The organism is Ancylobacter aquaticus (assembly GCF_004339465.1).
In the GTDB taxonomy this organism is placed as follows: Bacteria; Pseudomonadota; Alphaproteobacteria; order Rhizobiales; family Xanthobacteraceae; genus Ancylobacter; species Ancylobacter aquaticus.
The window spans coordinates 55,813-70,978 of sequence record NZ_SMFY01000006.1; the positions used below are offsets into that span (position 1 = coordinate 55,813).

Annotated in this window: 10 protein-coding genes and 5 pseudogenes; 9 read left to right on the top strand and 6 right to left on the bottom strand. The window is 63.4% G+C overall.

Annotation, left to right across the window (positions count from 1 at the left end; all coding sequences use genetic code 11):
- Nucleotides 1–76 precede the first annotated feature (76 nt).
- The 8 genes and pseudogenes from EV667_RS23290 to EV667_RS21520 form a co-directional block, all read left to right on the top strand.
- Nucleotides 77–244, top strand: a pseudogene (locus tag EV667_RS23290) (DapH/DapD/GlmU-related protein); the annotation flags it as partial.
- Nucleotides 241–1,752, top strand: coding sequence for an O-antigen translocase (locus EV667_RS21490; RefSeq protein ID WP_131837375.1), 1,512 nt, complete (start codon nucleotides 241–243; stop codon nucleotides 1,750–1,752). The pseudogene EV667_RS23290 and the gene EV667_RS21490, both read left to right, overlap by 4 nt.
- Nucleotides 1,753–1,781: 29 nt before the next feature.
- Nucleotides 1,782–2,723 (top strand): glycosyltransferase family 2 protein, encoded by a 942-nt coding sequence (locus EV667_RS21495; RefSeq protein ID WP_207907836.1) that lies wholly within the window; start codon nucleotides 1,782–1,784, stop codon nucleotides 2,721–2,723.
- A 44-nt stretch (nucleotides 2,724–2,767) separates the two neighbouring features.
- A complete protein-coding gene (locus tag EV667_RS21500) occupies nucleotides 2,768–3,862 on the top strand; it encodes a glycosyltransferase (protein WP_165901680.1) in 1,095 nt (364 codons plus the stop codon).
- 59 nt (nucleotides 3,863–3,921) lie between these two features.
- A complete protein-coding gene (locus tag EV667_RS21505; RefSeq protein ID WP_245516319.1) occupies nucleotides 3,922–5,067 on the top strand; it encodes a glycosyltransferase in 1,146 nt (381 codons plus the stop codon).
- A complete protein-coding gene (asnB, locus tag EV667_RS21510; protein WP_131837379.1) occupies nucleotides 5,055–7,076 on the top strand; it encodes an asparagine synthase (glutamine-hydrolyzing) in 2,022 nt (673 codons plus the stop codon). Before EV667_RS21505 ends, asnB begins: the two co-directional genes overlap by 13 nt.
- A 53-nt stretch (nucleotides 7,077–7,129) precedes the next feature.
- Nucleotides 7,130–8,146 (top strand): glycosyltransferase family 4 protein, encoded by a 1,017-nt coding sequence (locus tag EV667_RS21515; protein ID WP_245516320.1) that lies wholly within the window; start codon nucleotides 7,130–7,132, stop codon nucleotides 8,144–8,146.
- Nucleotides 8,143–9,204, top strand: coding sequence for an EpsG family protein (locus tag EV667_RS21520; protein ID WP_131837381.1), 1,062 nt, complete (start codon nucleotides 8,143–8,145; stop codon nucleotides 9,202–9,204). Before EV667_RS21515 ends, EV667_RS21520 begins: the two co-directional genes overlap by 4 nt.
- A 204-nt stretch (nucleotides 9,205–9,408) precedes the next feature.
- On the opposite strand, the gene istB is transcribed toward EV667_RS21520, so the two are convergent.
- Together istB and EV667_RS21530 are read right to left on the bottom strand one after the other, a co-directional pair.
- Nucleotides 9,409–10,116, bottom strand: coding sequence for an IS21-like element helper ATPase IstB (istB, locus tag EV667_RS21525; RefSeq protein WP_131837382.1), 708 nt, complete (start codon nucleotides 10,114–10,116; stop codon nucleotides 9,409–9,411).
- A pseudogene (locus EV667_RS21530) lies at nucleotides 10,116–10,373 on the bottom strand (IS21 family transposase); the annotation flags it as partial. The gene istB and the pseudogene EV667_RS21530, both read right to left, overlap by 1 nt.
- A gap of 58 nt (nucleotides 10,374–10,431) precedes the next feature.
- Between EV667_RS21530 and EV667_RS21535 the strand changes: the two are divergent.
- Nucleotides 10,432–10,896: pseudogene (locus EV667_RS21535) on the top strand (transposase); the annotation flags it as partial.
- Here EV667_RS21535 and EV667_RS21540 read toward each other — a convergent pair.
- From EV667_RS21540 to EV667_RS22770, 4 genes and pseudogenes are all read right to left on the bottom strand, one after another.
- Nucleotides 10,890–11,066, bottom strand: a pseudogene (locus EV667_RS21540) (ATP-binding protein); the annotation flags it as partial. The pseudogenes EV667_RS21535 and EV667_RS21540 overlap by 7 nt on opposite strands.
- Nucleotides 11,056–12,002: pseudogene (locus EV667_RS21545) on the bottom strand (Mu transposase domain-containing protein); the annotation flags it as partial. The pseudogenes EV667_RS21540 and EV667_RS21545, both read right to left, overlap by 11 nt.
- Before the next feature lie 325 nt (nucleotides 12,003–12,327).
- Nucleotides 12,328–13,443, bottom strand: coding sequence for a glycosyltransferase family 4 protein (locus EV667_RS21550; RefSeq protein ID WP_207907837.1), 1,116 nt, complete (start codon nucleotides 13,441–13,443; stop codon nucleotides 12,328–12,330).
- Between the two features lie 142 nt (nucleotides 13,444–13,585).
- Entirely contained in the window at nucleotides 13,586–15,103 is a 1,518-nt protein-coding gene (locus EV667_RS22770) for a sugar transferase (RefSeq protein WP_207907838.1), read from the bottom strand.
- Nucleotides 15,104–15,166: the final 63 nt, after the last annotated feature.

Here is a 15,166-nt window from a genome sequence, read left to right on the forward strand (position 1 = left end):
AGTGTGCATCCTCGACAGTGATTTTCACGGCCTGAGCGTTGAAGACCGCCATAATCCCGGCGCCGTGCGCCGGGCCGATGTCGTCATCGGCGACGACGTCTTCATCGGCGCACGAGCGACAATTCTCAAGGGCGTCACGGTCGGCGACGGCGCGGTGATCGCTGCCGGCGCTGTTGTCACCCGCGACGTCCCTGCCCGGTCGATCGTGGGCGGCAATCCCGCCGCTGTGATCCGCATGTTATGACGCAGGGATCTTCCTATCGCACCATTCTACGATCGTCCTTGATCGTCGGTGGCGCTCAGGTCATCACCATCGCGGTCGGCTTGGTTAAAATGAAGGCCGTGGCGCTGCTGCTCGGCCCTGCCGGGGTCGGTCTGGCGGGGCTCTACATGAACCTGGTCCAGGCCTCCGCCACCGTGGCGGCGCTGGGCTTGGGCACTGTGGCGACCCGGCAGATCGCCACGGCGCAGGTCGAGGGGGGCGAGGTTGCCGTCGGGCAGATCCGCCGGGCGGTATTCTGGGCGACGCTGGGGCTGGCCTGCCTCGGCGCCGCGTTGTTCTGGCTGGCCAGCGGCTGGATCGCGCGGTCCATCCTTGCCGATGAAAGCCAAGCCGACGATGTGGCGTGGCTGACGCTCGGCGTGGCGTTGACGGTGGCCGCCGGCTCGCAGGCGGCGCTGCTCGTCGGCTTGCGGCGGGTGGGTGACCTCGCCCGGATCAATATCGGTGCCGCCATCACTGGCGCCGTGCTCGGCGTGCTCCTACTCTGGCTTTGGGGCGCGCAGGCGTTGATCGCTATGATCCTGGCGGCTCCCCTGGCCAGCTACCTGCTTGGCCTTGTCTATGTGGCGCGTCTCGGCCCGCCGGTGGGTCCGCGCGTGCCCCTGGCGGAAATGGCGGGCCAGTGGCGCGCCATGCTCGTGCTGGGCCTGCCCTTCATGACGACCGGCGTCGTCAGTCTGCTGGCGCATCTGGCGGCGCGCGCCCTGGTGCAGCGCGAGCTGGGGCTCGACGCGCTGGGCTATTTTCAGGCAGCCTGGACCATCGGCATGACCTATCTGGGCTTTGTGCTCAGCGCCATGGCCACCGACTATTATCCTCGCCTGACCGCCGCCATCCGGGACCGCGAACAGGCGGCGCGGCTGGTAAACGAGCAGACCGAGGTCGCGCTCCTGCTGTGCGCGCCGGTGCTGCTGGCGATGCTGGGGCTGGCGCCCTGGGTGATCCGGCTGCTCTATTCCGCCGAGTTCGAGCCCGCCATCGCGATCCTGCGCTGGCAGCTTCTGGGCGATATTCTGAAGGTGATGAGCTGGCCGCTGGGCTTCGTGTTTCTGGCGACAGGTGCGGGCAAGACCTTCCTAGTAACGGACACGCTCGCTATGACGGTCTTCTTGGCGGGCATCTATATCGGCCTGCCGCTGATTGGCGTCGAGGCCACCGGCGTCGCCTTCCTCGCGCTTTACGCCTTCCATCTGCCCCTCGTGCGGTGGCTCGGCGGGCGGATGATCGGCTTTCGCTGGAGCCGGGCCGTCAAGCTGCAGGCCGTGCTGGTCATCGGAGCCGCCCTGCTGGTGGATCTGGCGAGTCGCTGGGCGGACGTTTTGGGTGCTGCCGCCGGATTGATCTTGGCCGGCGGCATGGGCATGTGGGCGCTTACGCGTCTTTCGGAGAAGATCGGGGGCGGGGGACGGCTGGGACGCGTCGCAGAACTGGGCAAAGAGGTGAGGAAATGGGTAATCGGTCTGAAATAATCGATGGCGAAGGAGAAGGTCGCCCCCTCGTGACCTTTGTGGTCTTTGCCTACAATCAGGAAAAGTACATTGTGTCGGCGGTCGAAAGCGCCTTCTCTCAAACCTATGAACCCTTGGAAATCATTCTTTCTGATGATCAATCCACGGATCGGACATTTGAGATAATGCAGGAAATGGCGGCTTTGTATACGGGGCGTCACCATGTGAAGGTTCGGAAGAACCAGACCAATTTAGGTTTGGCGGGACACATCAATAAAATCATCGAGTGTTCTTCGGGCGATATTGTCACATGGCTGGCAGGCGATGACATAGCCACATCAGAGAGAACGGAGATTTTTGTAGAGAAAATACAGGAAGATACAGATAATATTGGAGTGCATTCCAACGTATATGAAATTAGCGAAGATGGCTCTCTTATTGGAAAGAGAATGCATGGAGCCAAATTTGCCGCAATGACTGTAGATTCGGTTGTCAACGAAGGTATACCTATAATAAGCCAGTCGCATGCTTTCAAGAAACGGGCTTTCGATTATTTCGGACCATTACGGGAGGATCTTACAAACGAAGGTATTCCACTGGCGTTTAGAGAATTGGTTCACGGTAAAATCGTTTTTATAGACGATTTACTTACCTATTATCGCATAGGAAGTGGAACTTCGACATATTCAGGAAAGGAGGTGCTGCGGAGAAAATTAAGCGAGCCTCAGAAGATATCGATGTGGCGTCTGTCGGCGTATATTCAATTGCGTGATGATGTAGATAAAATAAAAGATAGAGATCTGAACGCGGCTCGCAGAATAATAAATCAAAATTTTATATTTTATAGGAATATTTATAATATAAATACTAATAATAATACAGTAAAATCACTTGTATCTAATTTTTTTATCAAACCAACTGATACGAGAACTATAAGGGCAGTTTGTCGCATGATATCTCCAAGCATGGTCTACAAATTGTTCATAAGGTAACCATTCACGATGTCAGGATGCGTCTGTCGCCATTTGGTGGCCCGATGATCGCCATCCTCCTCCCCGATCTGCGCGGCGGCGGGGCCGAGCGCGTGAGCGTCGATCTCGCGCGCGCCTTGGCGGGCTACGGCCACCGTGTCGAATTCGTGCTGATGCGGGCGAAAGGGGATTTTCTTGCCGAGGCGCGGCGCGAATTTACCGTTGCCGATCTTGACGTTCGCCGGACGGCGCAGGTGCCGCGGTCGCTTGCCCGCTACCTCAGGGAACGGCAGCCCGACGCGTTGATCGCCAATCTCTGGCCTCTCACCTGCGCCGCCATTGTCGGCCGGCTTCTAGCCCGCTACCGTCGCCCCGTTCTGCTGGTCGACCATAATGCGCTGTCCCGCCAATACGCCGCCTGGGGCGTCCTGCACGGTCTGGTTCTGCGCGCGAGCATGATTGCGACTTACCGATGTGCCGACGCGGTCGCCGGTGTCTCCGAGGGGGTGGCGCGGGACATCGCCACGCTGTCCCGGATGCCTGCCTCGCGCGTGGCGGTGCTGCACAACCCCATTCCCCGCCGCGCTGAGCCCGCCGCGGCGGACCGCCAACGGGTAGACGCCCTGTGGGGCGGTCCCGCGGGTGCGCGGGTCCTCTCCGTCGGCAGCTACAAGAAGCAAAAAAACCACGCGCTTCTGCTCAACTCTTTTGCGTCCCTCGCACGGAACACCCCCGAATCCCGCCTCATGCTGCTCGGCCAGGGCGAGAACGAACCGAAGCTGCGGGCGCTCGCCGCCGAGCTGGGCCTTGCCGATCGGGTCGTCTTTGCCGGGTTCCACGCGGATCCTTCCCCCTTCTTTGCGACCGCCGACCTGTTCGCCCTTTCCTCGGACCACGAGGGATTCGGCAATGTTCTCGTCGAAGCGCTTTCCTTCGGATTGCCGGTGGTGTCCACGGACTGTCCTTCCGGCCCCGCGGAAATTCTCGACAACGGCCGCTTCGGGACGCTGGTGCCCGTCGGCGATGCGCCCGCGCTGGCGCGCGCGATGGAGGCGGCCTTGCGTGAGCCGGTCGACCGCACGGCCCTGAAGCGCCGGGCGGCCGCGTTCTGGCCCGAGATTGCCGCCCGCAACTATCTCGAACAGCTTGGTCTGACGTGACGGAAACCCTTTATCTCACCCGCAACGGCCTGCTCGAACCGCTGGGCCAGAGCCAGGTGATGGCCTATCTGCGCGGGCTGTCGCGCGACTACACCATCACGCTGATCTCCTACGAGAAGGATGAGGACTGGGCCGACACCGCGCGCGTGGCGCGTGCGCGCGGTGAATGCGCGGAACTTGGCATAAATTGGCTGCCGCAGCGTTTCCGCTACTGGCCGCCGCTTATCGCCCCGGCGCTGTCGATGCTCCGAATGGCTTGGCTGGTGCGGCGCGAGGTGCGCCGGCGGGGGGTGCGGCTCATCCATGCCCGCTCCTATATCCCGGCCGCCGTGGCGCTGGTGGTGGGGCGGATGACCGGCGTGCCGTTCATCTTCGACATGCGCGCGCTCTGGCCGGAGGAACTGATCACGGCGGGGCGGCTGAGGCGCGGTTCGCTGTTGCATCGGGCGATCGTCGCGGCCGAGCGCGCGTGCGTGCGGCGGGCAGCGGCCGTGGTGTCGCTGACCCACGCCGCTGTGGAGTACCTGAACCGCCTCTATCCCGAGGAGATGGCGGGCCGGCCTGTGGTGGTGATTCCGACCTGCGCCGATCTCGATCGCTATGTGCCGCCGCTGCGCAAGCCCGGAAGCCGTGTCGTCGGCTGCCTCGGCACGGTGTTGAGCGGCTGGTTCCGGATCGACTGGCTAGCCTCCTTCCTGGCGGTCGCGGCCCGGCGCGACCCAAGCGTCCTTTTCGAGATCACCACCCGTGACGATCCCAGGCAGGTGCGGGCGCTGATGGGCGCAGATCCGGCCGTGCAGTCCCGGCTGAGTGTCGCCCCCAGCCCGGCAGACCGGGTGCAGGAGGAGCTGCAGGGCCAGTTCGTCTCGGTGATGTTCTTCACCGACGGACTGGGGAAGCTGGGAAGTAGTCCGACGCGGATGGGTGAAATCCTAGGATGCGGAATACCGGTTGTCGCCAATGACGGCGTCGGCGATGTCGCCGGTATCATTCGCGAGCATCGTGTCGGGGTCCTGGCCGACGGGCCGGCTCCCCATCAGATGGAAGCGGCGTGGGAGGAGCTGGAGGCCCTGCTCACCGATCCCGATCTTTCTGCCCGTTGCCGGCGGACGGCGGAGCGGATCTTCTCGCTCTCGGCGGGCACGCGGGCCTATGGCCGTATCTATGCCGGACTGATCAACGGAGACGGCCCATGTGCGGACTGACCGGAATCCTTGCACCTCGCGATCACCGGAACGGTGGTTTGGGGCGACTGGTCCAGAAGATGACCTCAACTCTCAGCCACCGCGGGCCCGATGCTGAGGGCATTTGGACAGAGGATGCTGTCGGCCTTGGTCACCGGCGTCTGTCGATTGTCGACCTAAGTTCGGCCGGCGCGCAGCCGATGCATTCGGCCTGTGGCCGGTACGTAATTGCCTTTAACGGTGAGATTTATAATCACCTTGACCTGCGCCGGGAGCTGAGTGTTTCAGGCATCGAGCCTGAATGGCGAGGGCACTCGGACACGGAAACCCTGCTGGCGGGCATCGCGCACTGGGGGATAGAGCAAACCCTCCGACAGGCGTCAGGCATGTTCGCCCTAGCGCTGTGGGACCGGAAAGAGCAGCGACTGACGCTTGCGCGCGATCGCATGGGAGAGAAGCCGCTTTATTGGGGCTGGGCGGGCACTGATCTCATCTTCGGGTCGGAGCTCAAGTCCTTGCGGGCACATCCACACTGTCCCTCCGCGGTTTGCCCTGAGGCGCTGGCAGAGTATCTCTCGCTGGGGTATGTGCCCGCGCCACGCAGCATTCATCCAGGGCTCTACAAGCTGGAACCGGGCTGTCTGCTCGAGGTGGATGCAACGGGCTTACCGGCGGCGGCACCCCCACGCCCCCTGCGCCCAGGCGACAGTTCGGGCGGGCTGAATATCCGACGTTTCTGGTCGCTCGACAGCGTGATTCAAGCGGGCGCAGAGCAGCCCCTAACCGACGAGGCTTCGGCAGTCGACATGGTTGAGGCAACGCTTGCCGCGGCCGTCGGACGCCAGATGGTGGCGGATGTGCCACTTGGCGCCTTCCTGTCGGGTGGTATCGACAGTTCGCTGATCGTCGCGCTCATGCAGGAGCAGTCGCGTCAACCGATACAAACATACACGGTCGGCTTCGAGGCGAAAGAGTTTGATGAGAGTCCTCACGCCGCTGCCGTGGCCGGACATCTGGGTACGACCCATACGGCCATCCATGTCACCGAGGCCGAAGCGCGCGAGGTCATCCCTCTGCTAGCTGAGCTTTATGACGAACCTTTCGCCGATTCATCGCAGATTCCCACGCATCTCGTCTGTCGCGCCGCACGGAGCGGCGTGACCGTTGCCCTGTCGGGCGATGCCGGAGACGAATTGTTCGGGGGCTACAATCGCCACGTCTTCGGCCCACGCCTTTGGAATCGCATCGCGCCGATGCCTTTTGCATTGCGGCGCTGGATTGCCTCGGCGGCTCTAGCCCTGCCAGAGCACGCATGGGACAGGCTGGGGCAGTTGCACAACGCCATGCGCCCATCGGCCGGCGGAATCTCAGCCATGGGTCAGAAGGTGCATCGGATAGCCGAACGTCTTCGCCACGCGCAGTCGGTCGACGCGCTTTACCGGGATATCATAAGCGTCTGGCCTGCTCCTACGCCCCTGCTGGCGCTCGAAGGCAGCCATTCCGACGGGTCAAGCCCGGAGGCGACTGTCACCGATCCCCTGCCACCGTGTCTCGATGCTGATGCCGCGGGGCGCATGATGGCGCTGGACATGCGCGGTTACCTGCCGGACGATATCCTGTGTAAGGTCGATCGTGCCGCAATGGGCATCAGCCTTGAAACGCGGGTCCCCTTCCTCGACCCTGCGGTGATCGCCTTAGCGGCCCGGGTCCCTGTCGAGATGAAGATTCGTAATGGACAGGGAAAATGGATCTTGCGGCAAGTTCTCTATCGCCACGTGCCGCGCGGGCTGATTGACCGGCCCAAGACGGGATTTGCTGTCCCTCTTGCCTCTTGGCTGCGCGGTCCCTTGCGCGGATGGGCCGAAGACCTGCTGTCACCCACGGCATTGGCAAGCGATGGACTATTAAACCCACAGGCGATCCGGGAGGTGTGGACTGAGCATCTGTCAGGCCGCGTCGACCGTTCAGCGCAGCTTTGGATTATTCTGATGTTCATGGCCTGGAGGGCTGGGCAGGCCAAAAGCGCATGAAGATTTCAGTTTTCCCACGCTACTCCCGGCTCGGGGCTTCCAGCCGACTTCGCATGTACCAACCCGATGCGAATCTTCGCGCGGCGGGCCTGCAGCCGGACATGCACCCGCTGTTCGACGATGCCTATCTGAGATCCATTTACGCGGGCAGAACTGCCGGCGGGGCAACCCTGGCAGCGCTCTGGCGACGCCTTGTTGATCTAGGGCAGGCGAGGCACGCTGATCTGCTCTGGATCGAGGCCGAGCTTCTGCCCTGGCTACCTTGGGCGATCGAGCGCGCGGTGCTGCCGCGCGGAGTGCGCTATGCGTTGGACTACGACGACGCGGTGTTCCACCGCTATGATCTTCACCGCCTTGGTCCGGTGCGCCGCCTTCTAGGCCGAAAGCTCGATCATATGATGGCAGGGTCGGCATTGGTGACGGCCGGGAACAGTTATCTGGCTGACCGGGCCATCAGAGCAGGCGCCCGGCGGGTCGAGATTGTGCCGACTGTGGTCGATACCGGGATCTATTGCCCCGCCGTCCGTACCGGCGGAGATGCTCCCTGTATCGGCTGGATCGGGTCGCCCAGTACATGGACGGACTACATGGCTCCCATGTTGCCGACGCTGATAGAAACGGCTTCCCGCAGTGGCGCGCGTCTGATGACGGTCGGCGCGGTCCGCGCAGCGGCATCCAATCCCTGGCTTGAGCAGCGGGACTGGAGCGAGGAGACCGAAGTCGGCTGCATCCAGGAAATGGACATCGGCGTCATGCCGCTCGACGATTCGCCCTGGGCGCGGGGCAAGTGCGGTTACAAGCTGATCCAGTACATGGCCTGCGGCCTTCCCGTCGTCGCCTCGCCCGTCGGCGTCAACGCCGAGATCATCGAGCATGGCGTCAACGGCATCCTGGCGACGACGCACGAAGAATGGGACGCCGCCCTGACGACGTTGCTTCGCGATCCCGACCTGCGGTGGCGGATGGGGGCGGCCGGCAGGCGGAAGGTGGAGGAGGCGTATAGCCTGCACGTCTGGGGCCCGCGCCTCGCCGCGCTGCTCGCCGACGTAGCGGATCGAGCCCGTCAATGATCTACGTCTTGGTCTTTATATGCTTGATCATCGCGCGATTCACAAAAACAAAAAAACTATATTCAATTGTATTGTTTCTCCTCTTCTTTTTCTCAGCCTTCCGTTTTGAGGTAGGCTGTGATTGGACGGGATACTTTAATCAGTATAATGTTTATAGTTCGGATACATTTACTGAGGTATTATCAAAAAGAGAGCCGTTGTGGGGGCTTGTTTTTTTTGTCCAACGGGCTGTCGGTCTGCCTTATCCGTGGATCAATGTTTTTTCGTCCGCAGTTTTCTTTCTTGGCGTCCACTCCCTGGCAAGGCGGCAGCCAAATCCCCTCGCGTTTCTGGTTCTCCTCTTTCCGGTCCTGATTATCAACATGCCCATGTCGGGCATCCGGCAGGGGGTGGCGATCGGCATCGTGTGTCTGGCGTTCGGGGCCTTCATCGATCGACGCCTCACGCGCTTCGTGTTACTTATTTTGCTCGCCGGCGGCGTGCATTCCAGCGCGCTGGTGTTCCTGCTGCTGGTGCCACTGGTGCGCGGCCAGTATTCTTGGGACCGTCTGGCCCTCGCCGGGCTTATGGCAATTCCGGGCGGCCTCGCCCTGATGTCTTCGGACAACGCCGCGGTCGCCACCAGCCGCTATGTCAATACAGGCGTCGATGCGGCCGGCGCGGCGTTCCGCGTGGGCCTTCTGGCCCTTACTGCGCTGTTTTTCTTCGTCATTCTGCGCCGAAAATGGGCAAACGTATTTCCGCAAGATTACAAGTTGGCGGCTCTGGGGGCCGGAGCAATGATTATCACCATGTTCATAGTGCCCGTGTCCTCCGTTATCGGCGACCGGCTGGCCTACTATCTGGTGCCCATCCAGGCCATGATCTTCGCTCGCGTGCCTTATCTGCCGCTTCGGGCACACCGAACATTCTATATAATTGTGCCCTATGTAGCCCTTCTATTGTTCCTATTTGCCTGGGTAAGCCGTTCGATCATTTTCTCGCTTTGCTATGTGCCATATCGCAGCTGGCTCTTCGGCCCTCTCGACTCCTTGAAATATGATGCGTTCTTCTGGTAGCGGCGCCGGGCCGCACAGGCGCGGAGGATCGGGCGTCCATGTCGTCTGTGGCAGCAGGGTTATCAGCAGGTGGCGAGGAAGGTGCCGAATTCGGCGAGAGGTGGCCGTTGGGGGGGCTCGCAGGTGGGGCTGTCAAACGGCGTTGGAACGGGACCCCTGATAAGCGCGCAATAGGGACCCCTCTTTGGATGGGTTCGGTCTAGGTCAGATCCTGTTCTTGAAGCGCCAGCTTTCGTTGCCGGTCTCGACGATGTCGCAGTGGTGGGTGAGGCGATCGAGCAGCGCCGTGGTCATCTTGGCGTCGCCGAAGGCGAGGTTGGTGGTGACGATGACCGAGCTCTGCTCGTAGAGCCGGCTGATGAGATGGAACAGAAGCTGACCACCGGACTGAGCGAAGGGGAGATAGCCGAGTTCATCGAGAACGATGAAGTCCATGCGCGAGAGATAGTCGGCCATTCGGCCCTGGCGGCCGGCGCGGGCCTCCGCCTCGAGCTTGTTGACGAGATCGACGACGTTGAAGAAACGGCCACGTGCGCCTGAGCGGATGCAGGCGCGGGCGATGGCGATCGCCAGATGGGTCTTGCCGGTCCCGGTGCCGCCGATCAGCACGGCATTGCGCTGGTGGGCGAGGAAGTTGCCGGAGGCGAGGTCGCGCACGAGGGTCTCGTTGATCGGTGTGTCGTCGAACACGAAGTCGTCGATGTCGCGGGCCAGCGGCAGCTTGGCGATTGTGATCTGGTACTTGATCGAGCGTGCCTGCTTCTCGCTGATCTCAGCTGTGAGGAGGTCCCCGACGACGCGCTGCGGCTCATGCTGGCGCTTCACGGCGGTGGAGATGATCTCATCAAAGGCCGCCTTCATGCCGTAGAGCTTCAGCTCGCCCATCGAGGCGAGGATTTCCGAGCGTTCCATCACAAGGCTCTCCTGAGGTTGTCGTAGCGCGCGCAGTCGGCTGCCGGTTCGTGACGAAGCCGAAGCGCGTCTGGGGTCATGATCGTGATGGCGCGTGCCGGCTCCCGGGAGCGCGCCAGAATATTCAGGATGACGTCAGCGGAGTGGACCCCCTCGCCGAGAGCTTCCAAGCAGGCGGCCTCGACGGCGGGCAGCCCATCGCTAAGCACGGCGGTGAGGATATCGACCATATGGCGCCCACCATCGGGCGCGGAGCCGGGAGTGTCAGGAATTTCGTGTGCGGGGCGGCCATACTGGACCTGATGGAGGTTTCCGATGGCACGACGCAAGGCACCCCGCATTCCTGACGCGCTCTTGGACCAGCTTCTTGCCGGCGCCGATCCCAAGACCGCCTTTGATACCAATGGACTGCTCGACGATCTGAAGAAGGCCCTGGCCGAGCGGGCGCTGAATGCCGAGATGGATCATCATCTGGCGGGCGATGAGGCCGGCAACAGCCGCAACGGCTATGGCCGTAAGACGGTGACGACCGAGACCGGCCGGATCGAACTGGATATCCCGCGCGACCGACAGGCGACGTTCGATCCGCAGCTCATCGCCAAGTACCAGCGCCGCTTTCCCGGCTTCGACGACAAGATCGTGTCGATGTACGCCCGTGGTATGAGCGCCCGGGAGATTGTCGGGCATCTGCGCGAGCTCTATGGCATCGAGGTTTCGCCTGATCTGGTCAGTGCCGTCACGGATGCCGTGCTGGAGGATATCGCCACCTGGCAGGATCGCACCTCGCGTTCGGCGGTCTCGGCCTTCAAGAGTTGTGAGAGGATCGGCATGGCGTTCTCGAAGGCCGGCGATCCCTGTTCTGTCAGCTCTGTGACGGCTTGCGCCATGCCGTGCATCTTGAGGCTTCTCAGCATGATGACGATGGCCCCGCTGGCCGGGTCATGACGCATGGCGCGCCTCCCCGGGTCGGCGCAGGGTGTCATAGCGTTCGACGTTGGCCTGCGGCTCGGTCGTCAGCGTGAGGGCGGCAGGGGCCGGGATTGTCGGGGTGCTCAGCGGCGTGCCGTCGATCAATCGGTGCAGCAGGTTGAGGATGTGGGTCTTGGTCGGCACGCCGGCCTTGAGAGCAAGTTCGACGGCTGTGAGCACGACCTGCTCGTCATGCTGAAGGACCAGGGAGAGAATCTCCACCATCTCCCGGTCACCGCCCGGTCGCTTGAGCAGGTGCTGCTGCAGGGACCGGAAGGCCGGCGGCATCTCAGCGAGGGCGCGCCGTTGCGCAAGGCGCCGGGCTTGCGCTGGACCACGGCCAGATAATGCCGCCAGTCATAGACAGTCCGGCTCTGGCGATCATGGGAGCGAGCGAACACCCTTTGATGCTCGCAGATCGCCTGCCCCTCAGCGACGATCACGATCCGGTTGGGATAGACCCGCAGGCTCACCGGGCGGTTGGCGAAGGACGCCGGCACGCTGTAGCGATTGCGCTCCAAGTGGACGAGGCAGGTCGGAGAAACGCGCTTGGCGTGTTCGACGAAGCCGTCGAACGGCCGGGGCACTGCCATCAGGTGCCGGATCTCCTCGCTCCATACCTCGGCGATCGAGCCGGGTTGCGAGCCGTGCCCGGTCTGGGTCCACAACTCCCGGCATCGGGTCTCCAGCCACTCGTTCAAGGCCTCCAGCGAGGGGAAGTTCGGCATGGGTTGCCAGAGCCGATGACGGGCATCCTGTACGTTCTTCTCGATCTGCCCCTTCTCCCAGCCGGAGGCCGGGTTGCAGAACTCCGCCTCGAACAGGAAGTGGCTCACCATGGCCGAGAAGCGGATGTTGACCTGGCGCTCCTTGCCCCGGCCGACTTTATCGACGGCCGTTCGCATGTTGTCGTAGATGTCCCCCGCGTAGCCCGCGTGAGACGTGGTGAAAACATGGGTCACTTCTCGATGGAAAAATCCGTGCCTACCGGGTCAACTCTCAATGGAAATCAACAGGCATGGTGCGCGACAACGGCAATCGTCGCGAGGGCTCGCCCAAGCTGGAGGCTGTCCACTTGGCGGCGGGACGATTGGAAGGAGCGGGCATAATCGCCTGATGGTTCCGGTTCTGCCCGGTCGATGGGCGCGAAGCAGTGTCGAATGACGGGCCGTGCAGGTCCGCCGGCGGAAAGTCTGGCCCGCGGCGAAAGATCGATGCAGCCGAAAAGTCCTTGCCATCCGATCAGCTCCCTCCGGTCAGATGGGCGATGGCCCGGCGATAGGCGGCGACGACGAGCGCCTCGTCGAAGTGGCGCTCCATCTTGGCTCGCCCGGCGCGGCCCATCTCGCGGCGGGCCTCCTCGGAGAGACCGAGGAAACGCTCGATCGCCGCTGCGAGACTTGCGGCGCTTCGGACATCGCACAAATAGCCGCTGATGTCCTTGTCGATCACCGCGCGGCATCCCGGCACGTCGGTAGCGATCAGCGGTCGGGCCATGGCGGCGGCCTCGATAAGGGTGCGTGGCGCCCCCTCGCGGTAGGAGGGCAGCACGATGCAGGTCGCGGCGGCAATGTGGGGGCGCACATCCTGTGTCGTGCCCAGATACTCGACGGTTCCCTCCGCCACCCATCCCTGTACGGTCGGCGCGTCGATGGAGGAGCGGTTATCGGAGCCGGCGGCGCCGAGAAGCTGGAAACGCGCAGCCGGATGGCGTACCCGGACCTGCCGCGCCGCCTCGACGAATTCGATCACTCCTTTGTCCCGCAACAGGCGCGCGATCATCAAGAACACGGGTGGCGCCTCGGGCAGCGGCATATTCGTCGCGGCGAACCGGACGAGGTCGATGCCCGATCCCGGCAGGACGCGGGCCTGGGCGTCCCTGACCAGATGGCGCTGCAGGAAGAGATCGCGATCGTCGCCATTCTGGAAGAAGACGATAGGAAGGCGGCCGAAGGCGCCCCGGTAGAGCGCTTCGGCGACGACCTGCAGAAGGCCGCCGGAGAGGAAGGCCGTGCCGAGGCCGGTGACGTTGGGCAGGAAAGGCACGCCCACCGCCTGCGCCGCCATCGCGCCGAAGATGTTGTTCTTGATGGTGTAGCTCAGCACGATGTCGGGGCGCTCGGTGCGGAAAACCTGCTTGAAGCGGCGCAGAAGCTGCAGTCCCTCGGCGGGGTTCAGCCCCTTCGCGTTCATCGCGAGCGGCAGGACGCGGCACCCCAGCCCTTCGAGTTCGGCAACGCTCTCGTCGGGCGGCGCCAGCACGGTCAGAAGGTGGCCATCGGCGAGCAGGGCCTGGACGACGGGGCGGCGGAAGTTCCAGATGTTCCAGGCCGCATTGACCGTCATGAGGATGTGCAAGACGCTCTTCCTTCCGCTGGCCAAGGACGGGGGGGAGGCGCTCCTCGCCGCGAAGGAATGCGGCTGTTTCCTATCCGGAGGCGGACAGGCACGCCGATCCAGCGCAGGCGAGGCGGGGTCATGTGAGTGAAGCTGTCCGGATCTATGCGGAGCCGGCCCTCGGCAAGGCGTTTCCCAGCCGATCGGCCCGAAGCTCGACCTTCCAGTCCGCCACCTCCTGCCAGGCCGTGGCGACGACGCTGTCCTCGGTCCGGTCGCCATTGAGGACCATCCGCACGGTCTTGAGCGCAATCACGAAATCGAGCGGGAAGCTGGCATTGCGGATGTACCAGAGATCCATCGCCGCCTTGTCGTCGACCGAGATCAGCCGGCCGCCATGGACCTGCGCCCAGCCCGTCAGTCCCGGCCGCACGGCGAGGCGCCCGGTGAAGGCGGAGGATTGCTCGTTCGCGAGCAGCGGTCGCGGGCCGACAAAGGACATCTCGCCAAGCAGGATGTGAAAGAGCTGCGGCAGCTCGTCGAGCCGGGATTTGCGCAGGAAATTGCCGATCCGCGTGGTGCGGTGGGCCTCCTCGATGCGCGCCCCGTCGGCATCGTGCGCCGACCGCATGGTGCGGAACTTGTACAGGCGAAGGCGACGGCCGAAGCGGCCCCAGCGCTCCTGCCAGAAGAGCACCGGGCTGCCGACATCGAGCGCCACCGCTACCGCGACCAGCAGCATGAGCGGGGTCGCGACGACTAGGAGCGCCAGCACGACGACGAAGTCGAACAGCCGTTTGATCGGCCAGTACGCCCGCCTGAGCTCCGGGCAGACAGCAACATCCCGCAGCGAGGGGAGGCGGCCCACCTCGCTGTTGGCGTGCGGCCCGTCCTGCACCTTGCCGGGCGTCGCGGTAAAGCCCAGGCGCTCGGCGAGATAGTCGACGAGTATGCCGATTTCGCCCTCGAGATCCTGCAACATCTCGCGCGCTTCGGGCGAGAGCTGTGCGGCCGGAACGGCAACCGCGATCCGCGTCACGTCGACCCCATGGATTTCGAGGCGGCGCAGGATCTCCGGGAGTTCCTCCGCCTCGCCCAGAATCTCGACTTCCTGAATCCGGCGTCCCTTGTGGCGGCCGCTCGTCGAGAGAACGCCGGCGACGTGAATGGTCCCGTGGCCAAGTTCGCGCGTCGCGCGGATGAACAGCTCGGCCACCGCGTTGTCGCCGACCACAAGCACGCTCTCGGTGGTGGGCGTATCCCCGATCCGCGCGCCTGTCCTCGGCCTCGCCCTGAACCCATGGTGCAGCCGCGCGGCGGCCCGTATCCCGGACATCAGGCCGATAATCAGCAGAACGTGGATCAACGGAATCGTGCGCGCCAGCCCCTCCAGCCGATCATAAGCGAAGGTGCCGCTGGTGGCGGCCAGCACGATGACGACGGCCGCCGCCATGATGCGCAGGAAATCGTTGAACGAGGCGTAATGCCAGAGGTCGCGGCTCGTTCCCGCGACAGGCAGAACGATGGCCGCCGCCGTGAGCGAGAAGACGAGATAGGGGCGCAGATCGAGGAAACGCTGCGCCCACTGGTCCGGCGGGTCGCGGAGCATCACGGCGGCGCAGGCCGCTATCGCCACGACGGCAACATCAAGCACCAATAAAGCTACGCGCACTTTCGCCATTTGCTCCCTGCCCCCGACGCATGTTGCACGGCGTTGTTGGGAGGGTAGCAGGGCCGTCGCGAC